General features: G+C 47.8%; 8 protein-coding genes. 5 read left to right on the plus strand and 3 right to left on the minus strand.

Going from position 1 to position 24,087, the window contains the following annotated elements; all coding sequences use genetic code 11:
• Window positions 1-437: 437 nt before the first annotated feature.
• Window positions 438-566: a hypothetical protein gene (locus ACUVJL_RS18220; protein ID WP_445247152.1), complete on the plus strand. Its 129-nt coding sequence runs from the start codon at window positions 438-440 to the stop codon at window positions 564-566.
• Window positions 567-611: 45 nt separating this feature from the next.
• On the opposite strand, the gene ACUVJL_RS18225 is transcribed toward ACUVJL_RS18220, so the two are convergent.
• Window positions 612-917, minus strand: a complete 306-nt coding sequence (locus tag ACUVJL_RS18225) for a hypothetical protein (RefSeq protein WP_445247153.1) — start codon at window positions 915-917, stop codon at window positions 612-614.
• A gap of 69 nt (window positions 918-986) precedes the next feature.
• The gene (locus ACUVJL_RS18230; protein ID WP_445247154.1) at window positions 987-1,211 is read right to left on the minus strand and encodes a hypothetical protein; all 225 of its coding nucleotides are present in this window, start codon (window positions 1,209-1,211) and stop codon (window positions 987-989) included.
• 987 nt (window positions 1,212-2,198) lie between these two features.
• Here ACUVJL_RS18230 and ACUVJL_RS18235 point away from each other — a divergent pair.
• The 4 genes from ACUVJL_RS18235 to ACUVJL_RS18250 all read left to right on the plus strand — a co-directional run bounded on the left by ACUVJL_RS18235 (window position 2,199) and on the right by ACUVJL_RS18250 (window position 23,415).
• Window positions 2,199-10,832, plus strand: a complete 8,634-nt coding sequence (locus tag ACUVJL_RS18235) for an amino acid adenylation domain-containing protein (RefSeq protein WP_445247155.1) — start codon at window positions 2,199-2,201, stop codon at window positions 10,830-10,832.
• 116 nt (window positions 10,833-10,948) lie between these two features.
• Window positions 10,949-17,635 carry an SDR family NAD(P)-dependent oxidoreductase gene (locus ACUVJL_RS18240; RefSeq protein WP_445247156.1) on the plus strand — a complete coding sequence of 2,229 codons (6,687 nt, stop codon included), beginning with the start codon at window positions 10,949-10,951 and terminating at the stop codon, window positions 17,633-17,635.
• A 109-nt stretch (window positions 17,636-17,744) separates the two neighbouring features.
• Window positions 17,745-21,983 (plus strand): non-ribosomal peptide synthetase, encoded by a 4,239-nt coding sequence (locus ACUVJL_RS18245; RefSeq protein ID WP_445247157.1) that lies wholly within the window; start codon window positions 17,745-17,747, stop codon window positions 21,981-21,983.
• Window positions 21,984-22,242: 259 nt separating this feature from the next.
• Window positions 22,243-23,415: an IS4 family transposase gene (locus ACUVJL_RS18250; RefSeq protein ID WP_445247158.1), complete on the plus strand. Its 1,173-nt coding sequence runs from the start codon at window positions 22,243-22,245 to the stop codon at window positions 23,413-23,415.
• 230 nt (window positions 23,416-23,645) lie between these two features.
• Here ACUVJL_RS18250 and ACUVJL_RS18255 read toward each other — a convergent pair whose 3' ends face one another.
• Window positions 23,646-23,912 (minus strand): hypothetical protein, encoded by a 267-nt coding sequence (locus ACUVJL_RS18255; protein WP_445247159.1) that lies wholly within the window; start codon window positions 23,910-23,912, stop codon window positions 23,646-23,648.
• Between the last annotated feature and the right edge of the window lie 175 nt (window positions 23,913-24,087).

The following is a 24,087-nucleotide window of genomic DNA, read 5'->3' on the forward strand; positions in this document are numbered from 1 at the left end:
CAGTCAGTACGATCGGAAAAATCGCCTCCTCAATTTTATTAACTACTTTAATCAAACAATGGCCAAACCTTTTAAGTGGACATATAAGGGTAAAGTCTTGGCTGTTTAATAGTCTGTGTATTTACGCCGAGCTGTACTAGGCATTTTCAAAATTGCTTACCCATTCATCACTTTCTTTGTCACCTAAGAAAACAATTTGACCATTTTCTGTAGCGGGTCAACAAAATAGTAAGCGAAACACACAACAAACTTGAGGATAAGAAAAACCAGTAGCGAACTGGTCAAACGCTATTAGCCGCGAGAAAGTGCATGAAATTTCAGGAGATAGGCTTAAATTTCTTGATTTTAAGCCAATCAAAGGAATTGACCATATAACTACTGTCAAACAGATGACTTTGACCTTCCCCACGAAAAGAAGCTTTGTTAGCAGGAAGCCAATGACAATCACCGGAAGCATCTCGGATCAGGTAAAAGAAACATTGAGGAACGATTGGAAGTTCAATTTTACCGTAGCTTGCGGGGCGCGTAGCGCCATCGCCCAACCCGGACACCAGTTGCTGCCATAATAGAAAAAGCAGTCCTTCGGTTCCTTAAACCATTCGATGTGATTTTTAGTTATTTTGGCTATTTTGCTCATTAGATTTAGATGTGATTTCAGCAACAGCTTGATTGAAAGCTTCATCGGTGGGTTTTTTAATCATACCGATGGCATAAAACCATCGGAGTTGGATATTTCGTCCCCCTCGGCAGATGGTTTTCTCTGCGCTATGGCATAAATGCTGGCTCCCTCCATTCAGAAGTTGGTCGTAATAATATTTGAGCCGATCGGGCGCTAGAGGAATTGGGTTTTTACCACCAAAGGGGCAGGTGTAGCAGGGTTTTTCTAGTACATTGTAAGCACTTAAATCTCTTGCCATTGGTTTTAGGTTAAGGTTGAGTTTGACCTCTCAGTAGGATGAGAGGTCATGGGTTAGGTTAACTAAACACTAAACAGATTCTGAAATTTGATATGCTGCTAGATAGATTTTGTCGGTGCTTTGCGGGCGCTGACCTTCTATTTGGTCACTCACAGCCAGAGCTATCTTTATTCTTTGCACTTCATATTGAGAGGGAAGCACTCGGTTAGTGATGCAATACCCGGCAGTAGAATCAAAGAATCTGTTGAGGTCAGTTTCGTACTTGAGAAACTTCACAAATTCTTTCAAATCCATCTTGGTTCCTCTGAGTTTTTTCTAGTTGTCCGAAAGCAAGAAATGGGGCGTTGTCCAGACCTTGATGCGTTTCTGGACGTTAGGTGTGCTTCAATTCTTTCTTGAATTGATAAACCATGATGAGAGATAGTCATAGTTATGGAGAAAAAACATCATCGCCCAAAAGCGAAGCACTACGTTAATAGCATTTAAGTAGCTTTTAGTCAATTAATTATGTTTCATACTTACAACCAACGAAAAGCATTTTATATTCAATAAAACTGTCATTGCCAGTGATTCCTAAGTGACCACTAAGAACAATTAGACAAAGCTACAAATTGACAATCTGGTCATCATGATTTTCCTTGTCCCTGGATTGCCTGCCCGTAAGAAGCGCAAAAACTGACGTGGTAGCATTTCTTCATAAACTGCCGTGATTTTGTGAGGATACGGCTCGATATGTGATGTGAATAGCTAAGAATCGATTGAATAGATGGGCTAAGGTGAAGACAAGGGCTTCCGAAACTTAGCGAAATAAAGCCTCATCAGCATCGAATTACTAAGAAAATCTGTGGACTTGCGCTACAAATCCTTCGAGCGCACTCAAGAGTTAAGTCATCTGAATGAAAGTTTCTTTCCTCAGCGTCCGTCCTCAACTGTAACATAGATAACACTCTCAAGAAACGGCAATATTATCCTTCCACTGACAGTCAAGGTTTCTCTAGCTACGCAAGCCCCAGGTGACACGAACCCTAGTTTTACCCCTTTTTCCACATCCGGTGACTCGTCAGCTACTTCTACTTCTTCCAATCCTTGACTTTTTCGGGAAAAGATACTTAACAAAAAGTAACAAAAATAATTATACGTAATTAATTCCCAAAAATAGTAAGATTCTGGAACTAAAGCTCCTCCAAGTCAGAAAGCCCTCGAAAGTCTGGTTGCAACTCCTGCGCCAGACGGCTCGACGAATTGTCACCGTTAACCCAAGTAAAACGCCATCAACTACCGATGAAGCACACTAGCGCAAAAACAGAATATCCGCAAACCTGTATTCATAAGCTAGTTGAGGCTGTTGTGGAGCTTTCACCTGATGCTGTGGCAGTGGTGTTTGAAAATGAAAGCCTCACCTATCGCCAGTTGAACAGTCGCGCTAACTCCCTAGCGCACCACCTACAGGCATTGAGTGTCGGGAAAGAGGTGTTGGTAGGGATCTGCATGGAGCGCTCCATAGAAATGGTAGTGGGACTGTTGGGCATTCTTAAGGCAGGTGGAGCTTATGTGCCGCTTGACCCAGCTTACCCAACTGAGCGATTGGCTCTCATGCTAGAAGACACTCAAATTAGAGTGCTGCTAACCCAATCACGGTTAGTCGAGTCTCTTCCTCACCACCAAGCGCACGTTGTCTGCCTGGACACGCAATGGGAGGAGATTGCTTTCCAAAGTGAGGAGAACCCAGTCAGTGCGGTAACGCCCGATAACCTAGCCTACGTAATCTACACTTCCGGCTCCACAGGCAGACCAAAGGGAGTGGCCATGAGTCACCGTCCCTTATCTAATCTAATTATTTGGCAACGGGAAAGCTCAACATTGCCTATAGGAGCAAAAACTCTGCAATTTGCTCCTGTCAGTTTCGATGTTTCCTTTCAGGAAATCTTCTCCACTTGGTGTTCAGGCGGAACGCTAGTTTTAATCTCAGAGCAAGTGCGCGTCGATGCTTTCGAGTTGTTGCGTTTTCTCACAGATCAAGAAATCAACAGACTCTTCCTTCCCTTTGTAGCCCTTCAACAGCTAGCTGAGGTAGCTGATGCTCAGGGAGCCGTTCTGCCGAGACTGCGTGAAATTATCACCGCGGGCGAACAGTTGCAGATAACCAGACCGATCGCTAACTGGTTGACAAAGCTACAAAATTGCACTCTGCACAATCACTATGGCCCATCCGAAAGCCATGTAGTTACAGCTTTCACTCTCACTGGTTCACCTTCTGATTGGCCTGCGCTTCCTCCTATTGGTCAGCCCATTGCTAACACACAGATTTATCTGCTGGATTCCCAGATGCAGCGAGTTCCCGAAGGCGTCCCTGGGGAACTGTACATTGGTGGCATTGCTCTGGCACAGGGCTACCTAAATCGACCCGATTTAACGAAAGAGCGGTTTATTCCTGACCCATTTAGCGACTCATCACAAGCACGTCTGTATAAAACTGGTGACTTAGCCCGTTACCTAAGTGATGGTAACATTGAGTTTCTCGGTCGGAGCGACGACCAGGTAAAGATACGTGGCTTCCGCATTGAGTTGGGAGAAATTGAGGTGGCGATCTCCGCATACCCAGCAGTTCGACAGGCTGTAGTCTTGGCTCGTGAGGATGTACCAGGTGACAAACGCATAGTAGCCTACATCGTACCGACTTCCCAAGAAAGCCCTCCCCAGAAGCAGAGCGAACAGGCACAACTGCAAGGCGAACAGGTATCGCAACAGCAAAACTCGATCGGTCATTTGGTATCGCAGCTGCGGAGTTATCTGAAAGAACGTCTGCCTGATTACATGGTTCCCAGCGCCTTTGTGGTGTTGGAGGCTTTCCCCGTAACCCCCAGCGGGAAGGTGGACCGCCGCGCCTTGCCAGCGCCAGAAAAGTCTAGACCTGAGTTGGAAACTGTTCTAGTTATGCCCCAATCCGATGCCGAGCAACTGATTGCTTCTGTTTGGCAAGAAGTGCTGCAATTAGAGGGTGTGGGAATTCATGACAACTTTTTTGACTTAGGCGGTAATTCTCTACTCCTGAATCAGAGCGCTCATAAATTAGCAGAAATTTTTGGAGTACAACTGTCAATTGTAGAGCTGTTTCAATATCCTACTATATCTGCTTTGGCTCAACGCTTAAGTCAGACTAACAGAAAATCAGAAGCTCCCACTACCCATAAACCTAGCAGCAGAGTTAGTCGTCAGTCTGACCAGATCAGAGAATCAAATATCGCCATTATTGGTATGTCAGGTCGCTTCCCAGGAGCTAAGGATATCGAGGCATTTTGGCAGAACCTGCGAGATGGGGTGGAATCGATTTCCTTTTTTTCCGATCGGGAATTGTCGCAAAGCGACCAAACCTTGCTCTCTAATCCTAACTACGTAAAAGCCAACGCTGTTTTGCCCAATATCGAAAAGTTTGACGCTTCTTTCTTCGGCTACAGCACCAAAGATGCCGAAATCATGGATCCGCAACAGCGGATTTTCTTGGAATGTGCTTGGGAAGCCCTTGAGAGTGCTGGCTACAATCCAGAAACTTATCAGGGGTTGATAGGGGTTTACGCAGGTTCAGGGATGAACACTTACCTGATCAACAACGTTCATCCAAACCGAGGCTTCTCCCCGGATCGCACCTTCTTAGTATCAGCCAGCGATTTACAGGTAAGACTTAGCAATGGGAAGGATTATCTGCCCACACGGGTTTCTTACAAACTCAATTTAAAAGGACCTTCTGTTAATATTCAAACGGCTTGTTCAACTGCACTGGTAGCAGTTCACATGGCTTGCCAGAGTTTGCTTAACGGTGAATGCGATATGGCTCTAGCAGGAGGCATTGCCGTTGGCGTTCCACAAAATGCTGGGTATCTCTACCAAGAGGACATGATTTGGTCGAACGACGGGCACTGTCGAGCCTTTGATGCTCAAGCCAGTGGAACTGTGTTCGGTAATGGAGGCGGAATAGTTGTCTTGAAGTTGCTAGAGGCTGCGATCGCCGATGGAGATTGCATCCAGGCTGTCATCAAAGGGTCAGCGATTAACAACGATGGTGCTCACAAAGTCGGTTATACAGCTCCTAGTGTAGAAGGTCAAGCAGCCGTAATCTCAGAGGCTCTGGCGATCGCACAAATTGACCCAAGCACAGTCACCTACGTAGAAACCCACGGAACGGCTACCCGTCTGGGAGACCCCATTGAAATTGCAGCGCTGACCCAAGCCTTTGGCAAAAGTACCGAGAAAAATGGATTTTGTGCCATTGGCTCAGTCAAAACCAATATCGGACATATCGCTGAAGCGGCTGGTATTGCGGGCTTGATTAAGACAGTGCTTGCACTCAAACACAAATATATACCACCTAGTCTGCACTTTAGTCAACCCAATCCCAATATTGATTTTGCCAAGAGCCCCTTTTACGTTAATACGACACTTTCTGAATGGAAAGCGAATGGGACTCCAAGACGTGCTGGAGTGAGTGCTTTTGGTATAGGGGGAACCAATTGTCATGTAGTTTTGGAAGAAGCACCAGAACAAGTCAAAAATCAACAGTCAAATGAGCGTCCGCGGCATATTTTGTCCTTATCTGCAAAGACACCAGAAGCTCTCGAAGAGTTGGTACAGCGTTATGAAGTTTATTTGAAGTCCTATCCAGATGCCAAGTTGGCAGATATTTGTTTCACAGCTAACACAGGACGGAAGCACTTTAACCATCGTTTGGCAGTCACGGCTGAATCTAATGAGCAGCTTGGCTTTCAACTGCGGACTTTTGGACAACAGACGACTCCTTTCTCGAATGGTGCAACGAACAGTCCCCTACCAACAGAATCGGAAAACGTAATTTCGTCAGTCGGTGCGCTTGGCGCAATCGCACCAGCGGATCAAAAAGAGCGCATCGCCTTCTTGTTCACGGGTCAGGGATCCCAGTATGTAGGCATGGGAAGGCAACTCTACGAAACCCAACCTACCTTTCGCGCTGCTCTAGACAATTGCGCTCAAATTTTGCGTCCCTATCTGGACAAACCCCTGCTGGAGGTACTTTATCCCTCTCAAGAAGGGGAGAATCTTTCACAGACCCAATCCCTCATTGACGAGACAGCCTATACCCAACCCGCCTTATTTGCTCTGGAATATGCTCTGTTTCAGTTATGGAAATCTTGGGGCCTAGAACCCGATGTAGTCATGGGTCATAGTGTCGGGGAATATGTGGCTGCCACTGTAGCCGGGGTTTTCAGTTTGGAAGATGGATTGAAACTGATTGCCGCACGAGGGCGTTTAATGCAAGCGCTGCCATCTGATGGCGAGATGGTAGCGCTATTAACCGATGAAGCACAGGCTCTAACAGCGATTCAACCCTATGCTCAAGAGGTATCAATTGCTGCTATCAACGGCCCACAGAGTATTGTAATTTCCGGTCGGCGCGAAGCGATTAACGCCGTCTGTGCCACATTGTCAGCCTCTGGAATCAAGACTAAGAAATTAAGTGTCTCCCATGCTTTCCATTCACCGTTGATGGAGCCAATGTTGGGTGCCTTTGAGCAAGTTGCCCGACAAGTCAGCTTTTCTTCACCACAGATTAAGTTGATTTCCAATGTTACGGGCAAACTGGCGACAGAGGAAGTAGCGACTCCGGAATATTGGTGCAGTCATATCAAGCAGCCAGTCAGATTTGCCGCGAGTGTGGACAGTCTCGATCGCCTGGGTGTAGAAACTTTAGTGGAGATCGGACCGAAACCAATTTTATTAGGAATGGCGAACCTTTGCCTACCCGATAGTAATAAATTTTGGCTTGCCAGTTTGCGTCCGGAGCAAGACGATTGGCAGGTGCTATTAGCCAGTTTGGCAGAACTATATGTGCATGGAGTCTCCGTAAACTGGTTGGGTTTTGATCGAGACTATTCCCGTCGCCGCCTGAACTTACCAACTTATCCGTTCCAGCGACAGCGCTATTGGATAGAAGCCAGCAAGGGATATGCTCGTGATGCGCTTTGCCAAAACAAGGATGTCGGCAACCAGACGCTTCATCCTCTACTGGGGCAACAGTTATATTTAGCAGGAACCCAAGAGATTCAGATTCGTTTCCAGTCCCAAATCAGCCCAGATTCCCCCTTTTGGCTGAGAGAGCATTGTCTTTTTGGGACAACGATTATGCCAGGAACAGCTTACTTGGAAATGGCTTTAGCCGCTGGAGCTTTTGTTGCCAAATCTGACAATCTTTGGCTGGAAGATGTTGTCTTACGGCAGGCGATGATTTGGCAGGAGGATGAAGTTAAAACCGTTCAGGTGATTTTGACACCACAGGAAGCTGATGTCTATTCCTTTGAGATTTATTGCCTCGTACCGCCTGCGGATACAAATAAGGGGAAGCCATCCTGGACAATCCATACCTCAGGTAAGCTGCTTATCAAAGAAAAAGAGTCAGTAGCCGAACGGGTGGATTTGGCTGCACTAAAGGCGCAATGTACTAAAGAATTTCCAATCGTTGAGTTGTACCGACGCTTTGAAGAGCAAGACCTCAATTACGGTTCAAGCTTCCGGGGTATGGAACAACTCTTTAATGATGAAAGAGTAGCTCTGGGCAAAATAGAAGTGGCGGAGAAATTGCTCTGGGAAATAGGAGACTATCAACTACACCCAGTGTTGTTGGATATAACCTTACAGGTTTTGGAAGCTGTTTCCCCTGACAATGGAAAACAAATTAGCTACGTGCCAGTGGGTTTAGAGCGCCTGCGGCTGTGCGGTCGTCCTAGTGACTCGATGTGGAGTCATGCTCAATTGCGGAACGTAGAGGACGCTCCAAATCACGAACAGAACCTGATCGCTGATTTGCAACTGTTCGCTGATTCTGGGGAGCTAATTGCTGTTTTAGAAGGCTTGCAAATTAAGGCTGTTCGCAGTAGTACCATGCGGGGTATGCCACAGGAATCCTGGAAGAATTGGCTTTATGAGGTGGAGTGGTTACCCCAGGTACTCCATAATCTCCCAGGAGATGATATGCCTAATGGGGTGATTGCAGCGCCAGCGGGTGCAGAAACTAAGCCAAAGGTAGGCACAACAAGAAACTGGCTAATTTTTGCTGACGATCGAGGGATTGGTCAACAGTTGATAGCACGCCTGCGCTCCCTTGGAGAGAGTTGTACCATTATATTGCCAGCTTCCGAGTACGAACAGGTAGCTGAGCAAGAATTCAGGATAGACCCAGCTAATCCCGAACACTTTCAGCAGCTTTGTGTTGCGCTTCCTAGCGTGCATGGGGTGATACACGGCTGGAGCTTAGATACACCACCACCCCTGACAGGAGCAGACATGGAGGTAGCATCAAAGGTAAGCTGCGGCAGTACGTTGTACTTAGTGCAGGCTCTAGCCCAGAAGTATTCCTCACCTCCACGCCTGTGGTTGGTGACCCAAGGAGCGCAAGCGGTAGGGCCGGGTCTTGTGCCCGCCCTGGGGGTATCCGGACTTGCTCAATCTCCTTTGTGGGGTATGGGGCAAGTTATCGCCCTAGAACACCCTGAACTCAACTGCGTACTGGTGGACTTAGACCCCAATGCGACAGACGCAGCAAAGGTAATTCTAGAAGAAATAACTTCTGAGACTTCAGAAGGTCAAGTCGCATTTCGTGATGGTACGCGCTATGTGGCCCGACTGGTACATAGCCAACCCTCAGCTAGCTGGTTACGCTCTGAGTCGTTCCGCCTAGAGATATCCTCACGAGGCATACTGGATAATTTGCAACTGGTGCTGACTCACCGCCGTCAACCCGGCCCCGGTGAGGTAGAAATTCGGGTATGTGCCACGGGGCTGAATTTTATAGATGTTTTGGACGCTCTGGGGGCATTGCCTTTTGAACGAGATAATGAGTTCGGTGTTGAGTGCGCGGGTGAAATAGTCGCGGTTGGGGAAGGGGTAGAAGATTACCTTGTAGGAGATGCTGTGATGGCGATCGCCTTTGGCAGCTTCAGTAAGTACGTGACGGTAAGCTCTTCGCTAGTGGCACCCATACCCAATGGTCTAAGTTTTGATTCAGCTGCCGCCATTCCCGTCAACTTTGTAACCGCCTACTATGCTTTACACCAAATAGCCAACATTTCTGCCAAAGACAAGGTATTAATCCATGCAGCGGCAGGAGGAACTGGAATGGCAGCCGTAAAACTGGCCCTAGCTGCAGGAGCCGAAGTTTTTGCCACAGCCAGCCCCGGCAAATGGGAAGCCCTCAAGTCTCTAGGAGTGCAACACGTTTACAATTCCCGGACGCTGGATTTTGCCCATCAGGTGATGGCTGACACATCAGGTCTTGGAGTGGATATTGTCCTCAACTCGTTGACGGGTGAAGGATATATTGAAAAGAGCCTGTCGGTGCTTGCGTCCAAAGGTCGCTTTTTGGAAATCGCGAAGCGGGATGTTTGGGATTCTGAGCAAGTCAAAGACTTAAAAGCCGATATCTCATACTATTTCATCGATTTACGACACATATGTCTGGAACAGCCAGCGTTGGTACAGCCGATACTGCGCCACCTGAGTCAGCAGTTTACACAAGGCTTGCTCGGTCTGCCACCTCTAAAGGTGTTTCCTATTCAAGAGGTAGTCAGTGCCTTTCGCTACATGCAACGAGCCGAGCATATTGGCAAGATTGTCGTCAGCCAGCCAAAAGCAATAGGTGACGCCACTTCCCCTAGTGTCAGCTTCCGTGAGGATAGTAGCTATCTGATTACTGGCGGCTTGGGCGATTTGGGTTTACTGGTGGCTCGCTGGATGGTAGAGCGTGGTGCTAGACATTTATTGCTGGTAGGGCGCAGTGCAGTTAAGCCTGCTGTCCGCAGTCAGTTGGAACAGCTAGAACTCACAGGCGCAAGGCTGGTCGTCGCCCAAGCCGATCTATCTGACTACTCCCAAGCAGCCCAGTTGCTGGCTTCCTTTGAGCAATCCTCACCGCCGCTGCGAGGGATTATTCATGCCGCAGGAGTTCTGGATGATGGCGTACTCAAACAGCTTCACTGGGAGTCCTTTAGGCAAGTGATGGCTCCGAAAGTGCAAGGGGCGTGGAACCTACACCTATTAACCCAAAATCTGCCAATAGACTTCTTTGTGCTGTTTTCTTCTTGTGCCTCCCTGCTAGGTTCTGCGGGTCAAGCTAACTATGTAGCAGCCAATGCTTTTCTGGATGCCTTGGCATTTTATCGTCGCTCCCACGGACTACCAGGCACAAGCATTAACTGGGGAGCTTGGGGCGAGGTAGGAATGGCAGCGAGAAACCAACAGGTAATTGAGCGGCTTGAGCGGATAGGAATGGGAGCTATTGCTTCTCACCAAGGATTGCAGGTACTGGAGGAATTGTTATTAGAGCAACCCGTCCGGGTTGGTGTCGTACCCCTCAACTGGTCGCGATTCGGGGAAGACCAGTGGACAGCCTCGCCATTCTTCGCGAATTTCACCAAGGTATCTGAGCAGCCATCAAAGCAGCAAGGTGCAGTTGAGTTTCGCAAGCTATTAGAGGCAGCACAATTGAGGGAACGTAAGGCACTCTTGGTGGCTCATGTTAGCACTCACGTAGCCCAAGTTCTAGGTTGGAATCCCTCAAATCCCCTAGACCAAAAGCGTGGCTTTTTCGCGATGGGAATGGATTCGCTGACTTCTATAGAGTTGCGAAACCGCTTGCAAACTAGCTTGGGTTCATCTCTTCCTTCAACGTTGGTTTTTGACTATCCAACATTGGAAGAGCTTGTTGATTATTTAGCTCAAGAAGTACTTTCAGCTTTGATGATACCTGCCTCAGATATTTCGGAAGATTCTTCTATTGAGCTAGAGCAAAAGGCAGCGAAAATGATGGATACTACTCAGGACTTAGATAACAACCAGGAGAAATCCGTAGACGAAATCGCCAAACAACTTGCCAAACAACTTGGATTGAGCTAAGCACGAGAATGGCCTACCCTACAGCGTAATGCAGGTGTTGTGAATAACACTCATTAAGGCAATTGGAAAAAAAATGTTGAATTTTGTAACCTTTTTAAGCATAATTAAAGCCAGCTATGACGAGTAATAATTCAGACAATTACTATGCTTCTTTAATGCAAGAAGCCTCAAAAAAAATTACCGAACTGCAATCAGAAGTTGATGCTTTGAAGTACGGGTCTAGCGAACCGATCGCCATCATTGGCATGGGTTGCCGATTTCCTGGTGCTAACAGCCCCGAGGAGTTTTGGCAATTGCTCCGCGATGGGGTGGATGCAATATCAGAAGTGCCAAAAAACCGCTGGGATATAGATGCCTACTACGACCAAAATCCAGATGCACCTGGGAAAATGTACACTCGGTTTGGGGGGTTTGTCGAGCAGTTTGATGAGTTCGACCCCCAATTTTTTGGACTCTCTGTCCGAGAAACCAACAACCTAGACCCCCAGCAACGCCTGCTATTGGAGGTGAGTTGGGAAGCCCTGGAAAACTCAGGTTTGATGCCTGAAAGGCTAACACCCAAAACAGGTGTTTTTATAGGTATAGATACTACTGACTATTTGCAATTGTTGTTTGAGCGAGGTGCTACAGCAATTGATGCTTATACAGACTCAGGTGCTTCTCATGCTACGGCGAGCGGTCGATTATCTTACCTTTTGGGTATAACCGGACCGTGTTTTTCTGTTAATACCGCCTGCTCTTCATCATTGGTATCAGTTTATGTAGCTTGTCAAAGTTTACGTCACAGAGAGTGCGATTTAGCTCTGACTGGTGGGGTGAATCGAATTGTATCACCCAATATGAGTATTGCTTTATCAAAAGCCCAGATGTTATCTCCAGACGGTCGTTGCAAGACTTTTGATGCAAGTGCCAATGGTTATGGCCGTGGAGAAGGATGTGGTCTTGTCGTACTCAAGCGCCTCAGGGATGCTCAAGCTGACGGGGACAACATTTTGGCTGTAATTCGCGGCTGTGCCATTAACCAAGATGGTCGCACCAGCGCTCTGACAGTACCCAGTGGCAGGGCTCAGCAAGCTGTGATTCGCCAAGCCCTAAAGGATGCAGGCGTGAAACCGGGTCAGGTAAGCTATGTAGACGCTCACGGCACCGGTACATCTTTGGGAGACCCAATTGAGGTGGGGGCGCTGGGAGCAGTGTTCGGTCAGCGGGAACATCCTTTAATAATCGGTACGGCGAAAAGCAACATCGGTCACCTAGAAGCCGCAGCAGGGATATCGGGTCTGATCAAGGTAGTGCTTTCCCTGCAACACGGGGAAATTCCGCCCTCTCTGCACTTCCAGCAGCCTAATCCTCACATCAACTGGGAGCAACTATCCGTAAAGGTGGTAACAGAACGGATGCCTTGGCCAAGCGGGAGTCGGCTGGCGGGGGTCAGTTCCTTTGGATTTAGCGGCACCAATGCCCATATTGTACTGGAAGAGGCACCCCGCTTGGATATCAAGCAAGTGGCAGTGGAACGTCCTGTGCATCTGCTGTGCTTGTCGGCGAAGACACCGGAAGCTCTCAACGAGTTAGCCACTCGGTACGAGCAGCACTTGGCAGCCAATCCAACCTTAGAGTTGGGAGATATTTGCTTTACTGCTAATAGCGGGCGATCGCACTTCAACTACAGGCTAAGTGTGGTGGCTTCGCAATCAGAGGAGGCACGAGAAAAGTTGGCTGCCTTCAGCGCTGGACAAGAAACAATAGGAGTTTTTCAGGGGCGTGTAAACACAAATCATAAAATTGCTTTCCTCTTCACGGGTCAAGGTTCGCAGTATGTGGGGATGGGACGCCAACTCTACCAACTTTCGCCCACTTTCCGAAAAACCCTTGACCGCTGCGATGAAATTTTACGACCATTACTGGAAAAGCCCCTGCTTGAGGTTCTCTATCCCAAAGAAGGGGAGAATCTTCCATACATAATAGACGACACAGCTTATACCCAACCCGCCTTATTTGCCTTGGAATATGCCCTGTTTCAGTTATGGAAATCTTGGGGCTTAGAACCAGATTTCGTCATGGGCCATAGTGTCGGGGAATATGTAGCTGCCTGTGTCGCTGGGGTTTTCAGCCTGGAAGATGGACTGAAACTGATTGCCCACAGGGGGCGTCTGATGCAGGCTCTGCCCCAAAGTGGGGAGATGGTTTCGGTAATGGCGAGTCTAGAGCAAACTGTTACTCTAATTCAACCCTACGCCCAAGAGGTCTCAATCGCTGCTATTAACGGCCCAGAAAGCGTAGTGATTTCTGGTCGGAGCGAGGCGATTAACGCTCTTGTTGCCAAGTTGTCAGCCTCTGGAATCAAAAGCAAGAAATTAAATGTCTCCCATGCTTTCCATTCACAGTTGATGGAGCCGATGCTGGCAGAATTTGAGCAGATTGCTCGACAAGTGAGATATTCTCTGCCACAGATTCAACTTCTGAGCAATACCACGGGCGAACTAGCAACAGATGAAATTACTAAACCGGAGTATTGGTGCCGTCATATCCGGCAACCCGTGAAATTTGCTGCAAACATGAAGACCCTTGAGCAGCAGGGAGTAGAGATATTAGTAGAGATTGGTTCAAAACCTGTTTTGTTGGGAATGGGTCGCTTGTGCTTACCCGAACATCAAGGACTGTGGCTTGCCAGTTTGCGTCCAGAGCGAGATGATTGGCAGCAGCTACTAACAAGTTTAGCACAGCTATATGTGCGTGGAGTCCCCTTAAATTGGGTTGGCTTTGACCAAGCCTATTCTCGTCGAACAGAGCAACTGCCAACTTATCCCTTCCAGCGACAGCGCTATTGGATAGAAGCGACTGATAATGGGAATGGGATTAAAGGGCTTTTCCAGAACAACGGTGTCCGCAGCAACAACCTTCATCCGTTGCTGGGTCAACAGTTATTCTTAGCAGGAACACAGGAAATTCGTTTCGAGTCGCAAATTAGCCAGAACTCCCCAGGTTGGGTGAAAGACCATCGCGTTTTTGAAACCGTGATTTTCCCAGGAACGGGTTACTTAGAGATTGCCTTGGCAGCAGGAGCGGTGATTGCTAAGTCCGATAATCTTTGGCTAGAGGATGTGGTCATCCAACAGGCGATGCCTCTGCTGGAGAATGAAGTTAAGACCGTTCAGGTGATTTTTACTCCACAAGAGTCTGGTATCTATTCCTTTAAGATATATAGCCTCGCTTCAAGCGCAGATGAAAATAACGGGACGCCATCCTGGACGCCCCATGCCTCAGGCAAGTTGCTTGTTAAAGAAAAAGAACCGATGGTTGAAGTGGATTTGGCGGCAATGAGGGCACAATGCACCCAAGAGATTCCCGTCGAACAGTTGTACCAATGGTCTCAAGAGCAGGGAATTGACTATGGTCCGAGCTTTTTAGGGCTTGGACAAGTCTGGCGGCACCCTCAAGGAACTCTGGGCAAGGTAAATCTGGTGGAAGAATTAGTGCCAGAAGCAGGGAAGTACCAGTTGCACCCTGTATTGTTAGACACTTGCTTAGCTGTTTTAGGAGAAATTCCCTCTGATGAGGGCCAACGAAATACTTATGTACCAGTAGGCTTGGATCGCCTGCGGGTTTTGGGCCGTCCCGGCAAAAGCGTGTGGTGTCATACTCAGTTGCGGAAAGTAGAAGGTCAGCATCAACAGAGCCTGAGCGCCGATTTTCGCCTGTTCACCCCACAAGGGGAGCTAATTGCAGCCCTAGAAGGTTTGCAACTGATGCACGCCCGCCGAGAAGCGATGTTAAGCATCTCGCAAGAATCCTGGAAAAATTGGCTTTATGAGGTTGAATGGCGACCCCAGGTAAGTTATGGTCTCCCGCCAGATTATATGCCTAGTTCGGAAGAAGTTTGCGATCGCCTCTCGCCCCGGTTAGTTCAGTTGATGACCCTGCCAAGTTTGGCAGTTTATGGGGAAGCATTAACTCAGCTCGAAGCTTTGAGCGTTGCTTATCTTGTGGCAGCCTTCCGGCAAATGGGATGGGAGTTTCAGTGCCAAGAGCGTTTTTCCACAGCCCAAATAGCTCAACGCTTGGGTGTGGTCAGTCAACACCAGCAACTGTTTAGGCGTTTGCTGGAGATACTGGTTGAAGCTGGGATACTCCAACGCATTGACGAGCATTGGGAAGTCGTCTTACTTCCCGAAATTCAAAACCCACAGGAGGCGATCGCTTCCCTGTCCTACCCTGAGGCAGAAGCCGAGATAACTCTTCTCGGACGTTGCGGACCGAAACTAGCCGAGGTACTCCAAGGAGAGTGCAACCCCCTGCGGTTACTATTCCCTGAAGGAGACACAACTACACTAACTAAGCTGTATCAGGACTCCCCAACTTCACGGGTGACGAATACCCTAGTCCTTGAAACCGTGTTATCAGCAAGAGAGCGTTTGCCTCAAGGACGGGGCTTGCGGATTTTAGAGATTGGGGGTGGCACTGGGGCAACAACCTCCTATCTCCTGTCGCATCTAAATGCTGAGCGCACAGAATATGTCTTTACCGACATCGGAGCCTTTTTCATGGCAAAAGCGCAGGAAAGGTTTAAAGATTACCCGTTTGTGCAATATCAAGTTTTGGATATTGAAAAAGACCCGATTGAGCAAGGATTTACACCTCATCATTATGATTTAATTGTGGCAGCAAATGTCCTGCACGCCACCAGCGATTTGCGTGCCTCTTTGCACCACGTAAAGCAGTTGTTGGCTCCTGGCGGAATACTGGTGCTGGTGGAAGATACGGCTCCCGCACGTTGGGTGGATCTGACATTTGGGTTAACCGAAGGGTGGTGGAAGTTTAGCGATCGCTCCTTACGACCCAACTACCCCTTAATAAGTGCTTCGCAGTGGCAGGAACTGTTACAGGAGGTAGGCTTTAAACAAGCCGCGAGCGTTTCCCTTAATAATGATGTAGCTCTACCCGATCAAATAAGAAACTTGCTTCAGACGGCAGTGATTGTAGCGCAAGCGAAAGCGTTGCCCCAGGAAGCCACCCCGAAGAACTGGCTGCTGATGGCTGATAGTCAAGGCGTCGGTCACCAATTGGGTGAACTCCTTCGTTCCCAAGGAGAGGTTTGTACCCTAGTTTTCCCAGGGAAAGAGTACGAACAGATAGCCCCCTTTGAATTCAGGATAGACCCAGCTAGTCCAGAACACTTTGAGCGGCTGCTTGCCGCTGTGCCTGACTTGCACTCTGTGGTAAACTGCTGGAGTTTAGATGCAGCCTCAGCCCCAACGGCAGCCGACTTAGAGGCAGCCTCCTTGAAAGGCTGTGGCAGTACATTGCACTTAGTCCAAGCGCTGGTTAAGAAATCTGCTCAACCTCCGCACCTGTGGTTAGTGACTAAAGGAGCGCAGGCTGTGAACAGTCACCACCTTCGAGGAGTTGCTCAATCTTCCTTGTGGGGGATGCACAAAGCAATCTATATGGAACACCCCGAACTCAACTGCAGGGTAATAGATTTAGACCCAGAAGCGACGTGGGATGAGGCATCAATCCTGTTTGAGGAAATCTGGTCAGACGATACAGAAGACCAAGTCGCTTTTCGGGATCAAACTCGTTATGTCGCCAGACTGGTACGCTGTAACCTGACCCCAAGCAGTGATTCTCCTAGTCCTAGTGTCAGCTTCAATGGGGATAGCAGCTATCTGATTACTGGCGGACTGGGGGGGCTGGGTTTAGGAGTAGCTCGCTTTTTGGTAGAACGCGGTGCGCGGCATTTGGTGCTGTTAGGGCGATCGCAGCCTTCCGAGGAGGTCAAGAGTCAGTTAAGGGAGCTAGAACACTCTGGGGCGAGGGTGGTCGTAGCTCAAGCCGATGTGTCTGACTACGAGCAAGTGGCCCGAGCCTTGGCTGAAATTGAGCAATCGCCTTGGCCCTTGCGAGGGATTATTCACGCCGCCGGCGTTCTGGATGATGGCATACTACAACAGCTTTCTTGGCAGCACTTTGAGCGAGTGATGGCTCCAAAAGTACAAGGGGCGTGGAATCTACACGCATTAACCCAAAAACTGCCAATAGACTTCTTTGTGCTGTTTTCTTCCACAGCCGCTCTGTTAGGTTCTGCTGGTCAAGCTAACCAGTGTGCAGCCAATACTTTTCTGGATGCCTTGGCATTTTATCGTAGGACGCAGGGACTACCAGCCACGAGTATCAACTGGGGAGTTTGGGGCGAGATAGGAATAGCAGCTCAACGCCAATTACTTGAGCGACTAGCCTCCAAAGGAGAGGAAAGTATGACTCCTCAACAAGCATTCCAGGCACTGGAGCAGTTGTTGTGGGATTCCCCTGTACAGGTTGGGGTTTCGTCCATCAATTGGTCGCGTTATTTGTCAGAACAATCGGCCAACTGGCCGTTCTTCACGGATTTCCGGGTAGAAATTCAGGGAATGCGCCCTTTGTCCGTGGAAGGGACAAAACAGGAAAGCAAAGGTGATTCGCTCCGAAACACCCTCGTGTCTGTTCCTCCAGCAGAGCGTCAACAGTTGTTGGAGTCTCGCATTACAGAACAAGTAGCCAAGGTACTAGGTTTTTCTGCCACCAGGCTCGACATCGAGAAATCGTTGACAAGTCTGGGACTTGACTCGCTAATGGCGATCGAACTGAGGAGTTGGCTCAATAAGGAGACTGGAGTGAACTTGCCTGTAATGAAAATAATGCAGGGTCCCTCGATTTCCCAACTAACAGAGCTAATACTTGAGGAATTAGCATTGACCAAAATAATGCTGGATGCGTCCCTATCTACTGAACTCGCTGAGGATATGGAGGAAATCGCCCTGTGATATCACGTCTACTTAATTGCCTATCATCAGCCTAATTCCAAGTGCATAGGGCGTTTGTCAAGGGGTTAGAGAAACAAATATAGCGTGGGTCGCCAGGGGAAGAAAACTAATGAACCTTAAGCAATTTGTAGCTGAACTTGCCGAGCAGGGTGTGAAGTTGTGGACTGAGGATGAGCAGTTGCGCGTTCGTGCTGCAAAAGGAGTACTCACACCAGACTTGCGCGATTTACTGGCATTGCATAAGGCAGAGCTTGTAAAGTTGCTGCAAAAAAAGAGCAATGCAAGCGATACTTCTATACCCCAGATACCTGTTTCGCTCCGGAGGAACTTGCCTCTCTCTTTTGCCCAGGAAGGACTGTGGTTCTTGAGCCAGTTGGAGCCAAATAACCCCTTCTACGACGAAGCACTAGCTCTGCGACTTCATGGTTCTCTGAACGTCGTCGCGTTAGAAAAAAGCCTCAACAATATTATCCAACGCCACGAAGTCTTACGTACCAACTTCGCAATAGTTGACGGGCAGCCAGTTCAGGTAATTGCTGAAAGCTTGACCTTGAGTGTGCAAGTTTTAGATTTGAGTAAGCTACCTGAGAGTGAGAGAGAAATTGCTTGGGGGCTAAAAGCAAGGGTACAAATCCAGCAAGCCTTTGACCTCACTAGATCTCCGTTAATTGAAGCTTCTGTCCTGAAGCTAACAGAGACAGAACACGTCTTGCTGCTAAAAATCCATCACATTGTCTGGGATGGTCCTTCAGAGGGCGTATTGGTCAGGGAGTTAGCAGCCTTCTACACAGCCTACTGCAATGACTTGTCTTCAGAGCTACCAGAGCTACCCATTCAGTATGCAGACTTTGCTGTTTGGCAGCGCCAGCGGTTACAGAGAGACGTACTTTTGTCTCAACTCGCTTATTGGAAACAACAACTTTCTGGTGCGCCAGAAGTGTTGGAACTGCCAACTGACCGAGTGCGACCTTTAACTCAAACGTTCCAGGGCGCGCATTACCGACAAGCACTCTCAAAAGAACTAACAGAGGCTTTGATTATTTTAAGTCAGCGTAAAGGAGTCACTCTGTTCATGACGCTGTTGGCGGCGCTTCAAACATTGCTTTACCGTTATACAGGGCAGAGCGATATCTGCGTGGGCACGCCCTACGCAGGCCGCGATCGCGCTGAAATTGAGGGATTGATTGGATTGTTCGTCAATACGCTGGTGCTGCGGACTGATATATCGGGTAATCCGAGTTTTGAGGAGCTACTTTTGAGAGTCCGGGAAGTGGCGTTGGGAGCATACGCTCATACTGACCTACCGTTTGAGAAGTTAGTAGAACAATTGCAGCCAGCGCGTTCCTTGAGCTACACACCGCTGTGCCAAGTGATGTTTGCGCTTTTCCCACCCAGGCCCCAGATAGACTTGGAAGGCTTAACGGGGAGTCCAGTAGCGGTAGAAACGGCTACGGCGAAGTTTGATTTGACTTTATATTTCTTTAACACTGCCTCTGGACTAATCGGGGACTGGAAATACAATACTGACCTGTTTGATGCCAGTACGATCGCTCGTATGGCCAGTCATTTCCAGACGTTACTGGAGGGAATTGTTGCTAATCCTCAACAGCAGGTTTCACAATTGCCCCTGCTAACTCTTCGAGAGCGACACCAGCTATTAGTAGAGTGGAACAACACCACAAAAGAGTATCCCAACGATAAGTGTATCCACCAGTTGTTTGAGGAACAGGTGGAGCGATCACCCGACGAGCTCGCGGTAGTCAATGAATGTGAACAACTGACCTACCGCGAGCTGAACCAACGGGCAAACTGTCTGGCACATCACTTGATAACTCTGGGTGTGGGGCCAGAAGTGCTGGTGGGCATCTGCGTGGAGCGCTCCATCAAGATGGTAATAAGCCTGCTTGGCATCCTCAAAGCAGGTGGAGCCTATCTACCCCTCGATCCGGCATTACCCTTAGAAAGTTTAGCCTTCCGATTGCAGGATGCTCAAGTCTCGATCCTGTTGACGCAAAAGGGACTCCTCAAACGTGAGTCGGCTCAAGTACAGACTATGTTGTATTTGGACGCAGACTGGGAACTAATTGCTCAGGAATCCGATGCAAATCCCAAGAGCGAAGTGACACCGGAAAACTTAGCCTACGTCCTCTATACCTCGGGTTCTACAGGTCAACCTAAAGGCGTTTCGATCGAGCAGAGGCAAATTCTGAACTACCTGCACGCCATTTTAGACAAACTACAACTGCCAACAGATGCCAGTTTCGCAACCGTTTCCACCTTCGCCGCCGACTTAGGCAATACCGTAATCTTCCCAGCTTTATGTATGGGGGGATGTCTGCATATCGTATCCCAAGAGCGAGTCACTGACCCCAAAGCTTTAGGAGATTACTTTCAGCGCCATCCTATCGACTGTCTCAAAATTACCCCCGCCCACCTTGCTACTCTCTTGGCGTCTAATGCGTCCGACTCTATCCTGCCGCGCCAATGTCTAGTCCTAGGTGGTGAAGCAGCTAACTGGGATTTAATTGAGAAAATTCGACAACACGCCCCGAACTGTCGGATTCTCAATCACTATGGGCCGACAGAAACCACTGTTGGCGTACTTACCTATCCTGCCAGTAGCAAGCAAGCCAGTTATAACTCTAAAACTGTTCCTATCGGTCGTCCCATCGCCAACACACAAGTTTATATTCTCGACCGCCATCAGCAACCAGTTCCCATCGGCGTACCGGGTGAACTACACATTGGCGGTGCTTCTTTAGCGCGAGGCTACCTTAACCGCCCGGACTTGACAGATGAAAAATTCATTAACCCATTTAATGATAAAGTCAATACCCGCCTCTACAAAACCGGCGACCTAGTTCGCTACCTAAGTGACGGTAACATCGAATTCCGCGGTCGGCTGGATCGTCAGGTCAAGATTCGCGGCTTCCGCATCGAATTAGGCGAAATTGAGACAGTGATCGCGCAGTACCCCGGCGTGCGAGAAACTGTGGTTATAGCGCGAGAAGATGTTCCAGACCGCAAATATCTGGTAGCTTATATTGTTCCTAACCACGAGGGAGCGATCGCTAGCAGTGAGTTGCGCGGTTTTCTCAAGCAGAAACTGCCCGATTACATGATACCTTCAACCTTTGTAATGCTTTCTGCCCTGCCGCTAACACCCAACGGCAAAGTAGATCGTCGGGCGCTGCCAAAGCCAGACACTGCACATCAAGAACTAGCAGCAGCCTTTTTTCCCCCCCGCGACACAGTTGAACAGCAACTACAGAGAATATGGTCGGAGGTTTTGCAGCTTCCTACTGTCGGAGTAGGGGATAACTTCTTTGAATTAGGCGGTCATTCTCTTTTAGCTGTGCGCCTCATGGCAACGATAGAGCAATGCTTTGGGAAAAATCTGCCCCTGGCGACACTCTTTTCTAGCTCGACTATCGAACAGCTAGCTTGTCGTCTTCGCTGTGAAACAGATTCCTTGCCCTGGTCTCCTTTGGTAGCAATTCAGTCTGGCGGTGACAAGCCGCCGTTTTTCTGCGTACCTGGAGTTGGTGGAAATGTTATTTACTTATATGAGCTAGCGCGTCATCTTGGATTAAGCCAACCCTTCTACGGTCTCCAAGCACTAGGTCTTGATGGGGAATCAGAGCCTTTTAATCGGGTGGAAGAAATAGCCGCCTACTATATTCAAGCAATACAGACGGTTCAGCCAAGAGGTTCCTACCTGCTGGGCGGGCATTCGTTTGGAGGTGTAGTTGCTTTTGAAATGGCGACTCAGTTACAGAAACAGGGGCATGAAGTAGCTTTAGTGGCGATTATGGATGCTGTTGCGCCAATTCTTTTGGATAAGAAGTCGAATGATGTAGATGTTGATGAGGCGGCCTATTTGACTGATTTTGCTAGCTACGTTGCAGATATGTTGTCCCTTGACTTAGAGGTATCTAAAGAGACTCTCGCTTCCCTTACTGCTGTGGAGCAATTGCACTATCTCAAAGAACGGTTGATACGGGTCAACTTGCTGCCACCCGATGCCGGAATAACCTCAGTGAGGGGACTGGTGCAAGTTTTCAAGGCTAACTATCAAGCTTATCGTGTTTATGTGCCTTCTAAGGTGCTGACAACGAAAATTGCCCTTTTGCGCGCCAAGGATGTTGATGTAAAAGAGAGCGATATTTCGGAGTTCTCACAGATGCTAAAAGAGCCTGCATTAGGCTGGAACGAGTTTTCCGCCACTGTGTCCATTCATGTTGTTCCAGGAAACCATATGACCATGATGGCTCCGCCGCACGTACAGGTGCTAGCCGCACAACTGCGAGCAAGCCTAGGCCTAGCACAGGCGCATCTACCGCTTTGATTTTATGGCGCTCCCTCGACCTGAATCCTTACAAGTAACTTAACCTGAAATTGAAGAGAAGCAGTCGATCGCACCATAATAGGAGGCGGTGAAATATCCTCAACTTCTACGGTATAAATTCCAGCATTAGCGATCGGAATGTTTGATTGATATTGATATTCATAATTGATATTAGTGCTGGGGGGGGTGACAACCCGCCTGAAAGCTATAGTTAGTAAGGATTGAGCCTACTTGTGGTAAAAAAAGATAGGCAGCAGAATTGTTATACGCTTGCCTATCCAAAAAAATAATGATACTAAGATTCTACCAGACCCATTTACAAAAATACCTGACGCCATCTCATTTTTTGGTGATGACAACCTTACTATCCTTGATGCAATCAGAAAAACAAGTTAGATTAGAACGGCTTTCCCGAGTATTTCCCTGTCTAATTACAGCCGAAAGTCGGCGACGTAAATTACAAAGATTTTTAGATTTACCTCACTTAACGATCGAATTAATTTGGTTCCCATTAATTACTTATTGGTTGACCACTTATTGCCCTGTTGGTACTCGCTTACCAATCGCCATCGATCGGAGTCAATGGGGGTGTATTAATCTGTTTATGGTTAGCTTAATCTGGGAGCGAAGAGCAATTCCGTTATACTGGTCATTGTTGCCCAAATTGGGCAGCAGCAACTTCGAGGAACAAACTACAAATCTACAGCAAGTTTTACCATTATTTTCAGAATATAAAGTCATCGTTTTAGGAGACCGTGAATTTTGTTCGGTAGACTTAGGAAACTGGCTGAAGTCAAAGGGTGTGTCTTTTTGCTTAAGACTGAAGAGGAATCATTGTATCGAAATAGAACATTTAGTTTGGCAACGGTTAGATGAACTAGGAATAGTGCCGGGAACCTCTTTATATTTTCAAGGTAAAAGAGTGAGAAAAACTCAGCCTGCCACGGGATTTGATGTTGCTTGTAAGTGGAAAAGAAACTATGGGGCATGGAAGGTTGATGAAGCGTGGTTTATTCTTACAGATTTAGGGTCATTGCGGGCAGCTATCGATGCTTACAAGCAACGGATGGGCATTGAAGAAATGTTTCGAGATTATAAAACAGGAGGCTACGATCTGGAAGGAACTAGCTTAAAAGGAAACCGACTGATTAACATAATTCTGCTCGTGACACTCGCCTACAGTTCGGCAATATTTGAAGGCACTGAACTTCGGAAAAAGCAGGTAGTAAAATATGTATGTCGGCGTCAAGAACCTAAAAAAAGATATCGAAGACGGAGTACATTTGGTGTTGGCTTAGATGGAGAAAAGTGGGTTAATTATCTCGAACAATATTCTGATGAGGTGGAACAGTTAATAAAGTTAACTCGAAATAAACGCCGCTTTTATCAACAAGGTATGCGGGCTGCAACCCTGATTCGGTCTATCTCCTAGGCCTCTTTGTCACCCCCCCAGTATTAGTGGCAGTTGTATCTATTCCTACTTCAACACCGTTTAATTTAAAGCGAACATCGGTATTCATATTGCTATCGACGAGCGAGCGAGCGAACTGTTATTGTTGTAGGGATTGCGAGAACTTCTAAGATTTATCCAGCAAGAGAATTTGTAATTATAATGGGTTTTTTCACAGTTCTGTAACTTTGCTGGGGGGGTGACAAAGAGGTCTACGAGATAGACTGTATAAGGGTTGCAGCCCGCATACCTTGTTGGTAAAAGCGGCGTTTAGAAGGAGTTAACTTCATTAACTGTTCTACCTCGTTAGAATATTGTTCGAGATAATTCACCCACTTTTCTCCATCTAAACCTACACCAAATGTACTCCGTCTTCGATATCTTTTTTTAGGTTCTTTGCGGCGAGATACATATTTTTGCACCTGCTTTTTCCGAAGTTCAGTGCCTTGAAATATGCCCGAACTGTAGGCGAGCGTCATGAGCAAAATCATCTTAATAAGTCGGTCTCCTTTTAAGCTAGTACAGCTCGGCGTAAATACACAGACTATTAAACAGCCAAGACTTTACCCTTATATGTCCACTTAAAAGGTTTGGCCATTGTTTGATTAAAGTAGTTAATAAAATTGAGGAGGCGATTTTTCCGATCGTACTGAC

It is taken from the genome of Microcoleus sp. OTE_8_concoct_300 (assembly GCF_031383065.1).
In the GTDB taxonomy this organism is placed as follows: domain Bacteria; phylum Cyanobacteriota; class Cyanobacteriia; order Cyanobacteriales; family Microcoleaceae; genus Microcoleus.

Bases quoted from the DNA above. Each gene is read 5' to 3' on its own strand.
- ACUVJL_RS18220 (WP_445247152.1), top strand. From the start codon at position 438: ATGACAATCACCGGAAGCATCTCGGATCAGGTAAAAGAAACATTGAGG.
- ACUVJL_RS18225 (WP_445247153.1), bottom strand. From the start codon at position 917: ATGGCAAGAGATTTAAGTGCTTACAATGTACTAGAAAAACCCTGCTAC.
- ACUVJL_RS18230 (WP_445247154.1), bottom strand. From the start codon at position 1,211: ATGGATTTGAAAGAATTTGTGAAGTTTCTCAAGTACGAAACTGACCTC.
- ACUVJL_RS18235 (WP_445247155.1), top strand. From the start codon at position 2,199: ATGAAGCACACTAGCGCAAAAACAGAATATCCGCAAACCTGTATTCAT.
- ACUVJL_RS18240 (WP_445247156.1), top strand. From the start codon at position 10,949: ATGACGAGTAATAATTCAGACAATTACTATGCTTCTTTAATGCAAGAA.
- ACUVJL_RS18245 (WP_445247157.1), top strand. From the start codon at position 17,745: ATGAACCTTAAGCAATTTGTAGCTGAACTTGCCGAGCAGGGTGTGAAG.
- ACUVJL_RS18255 (WP_445247159.1), bottom strand. From the start codon at position 23,912: ATGACGCTCGCCTACAGTTCGGGCATATTTCAAGGCACTGAACTTCGG.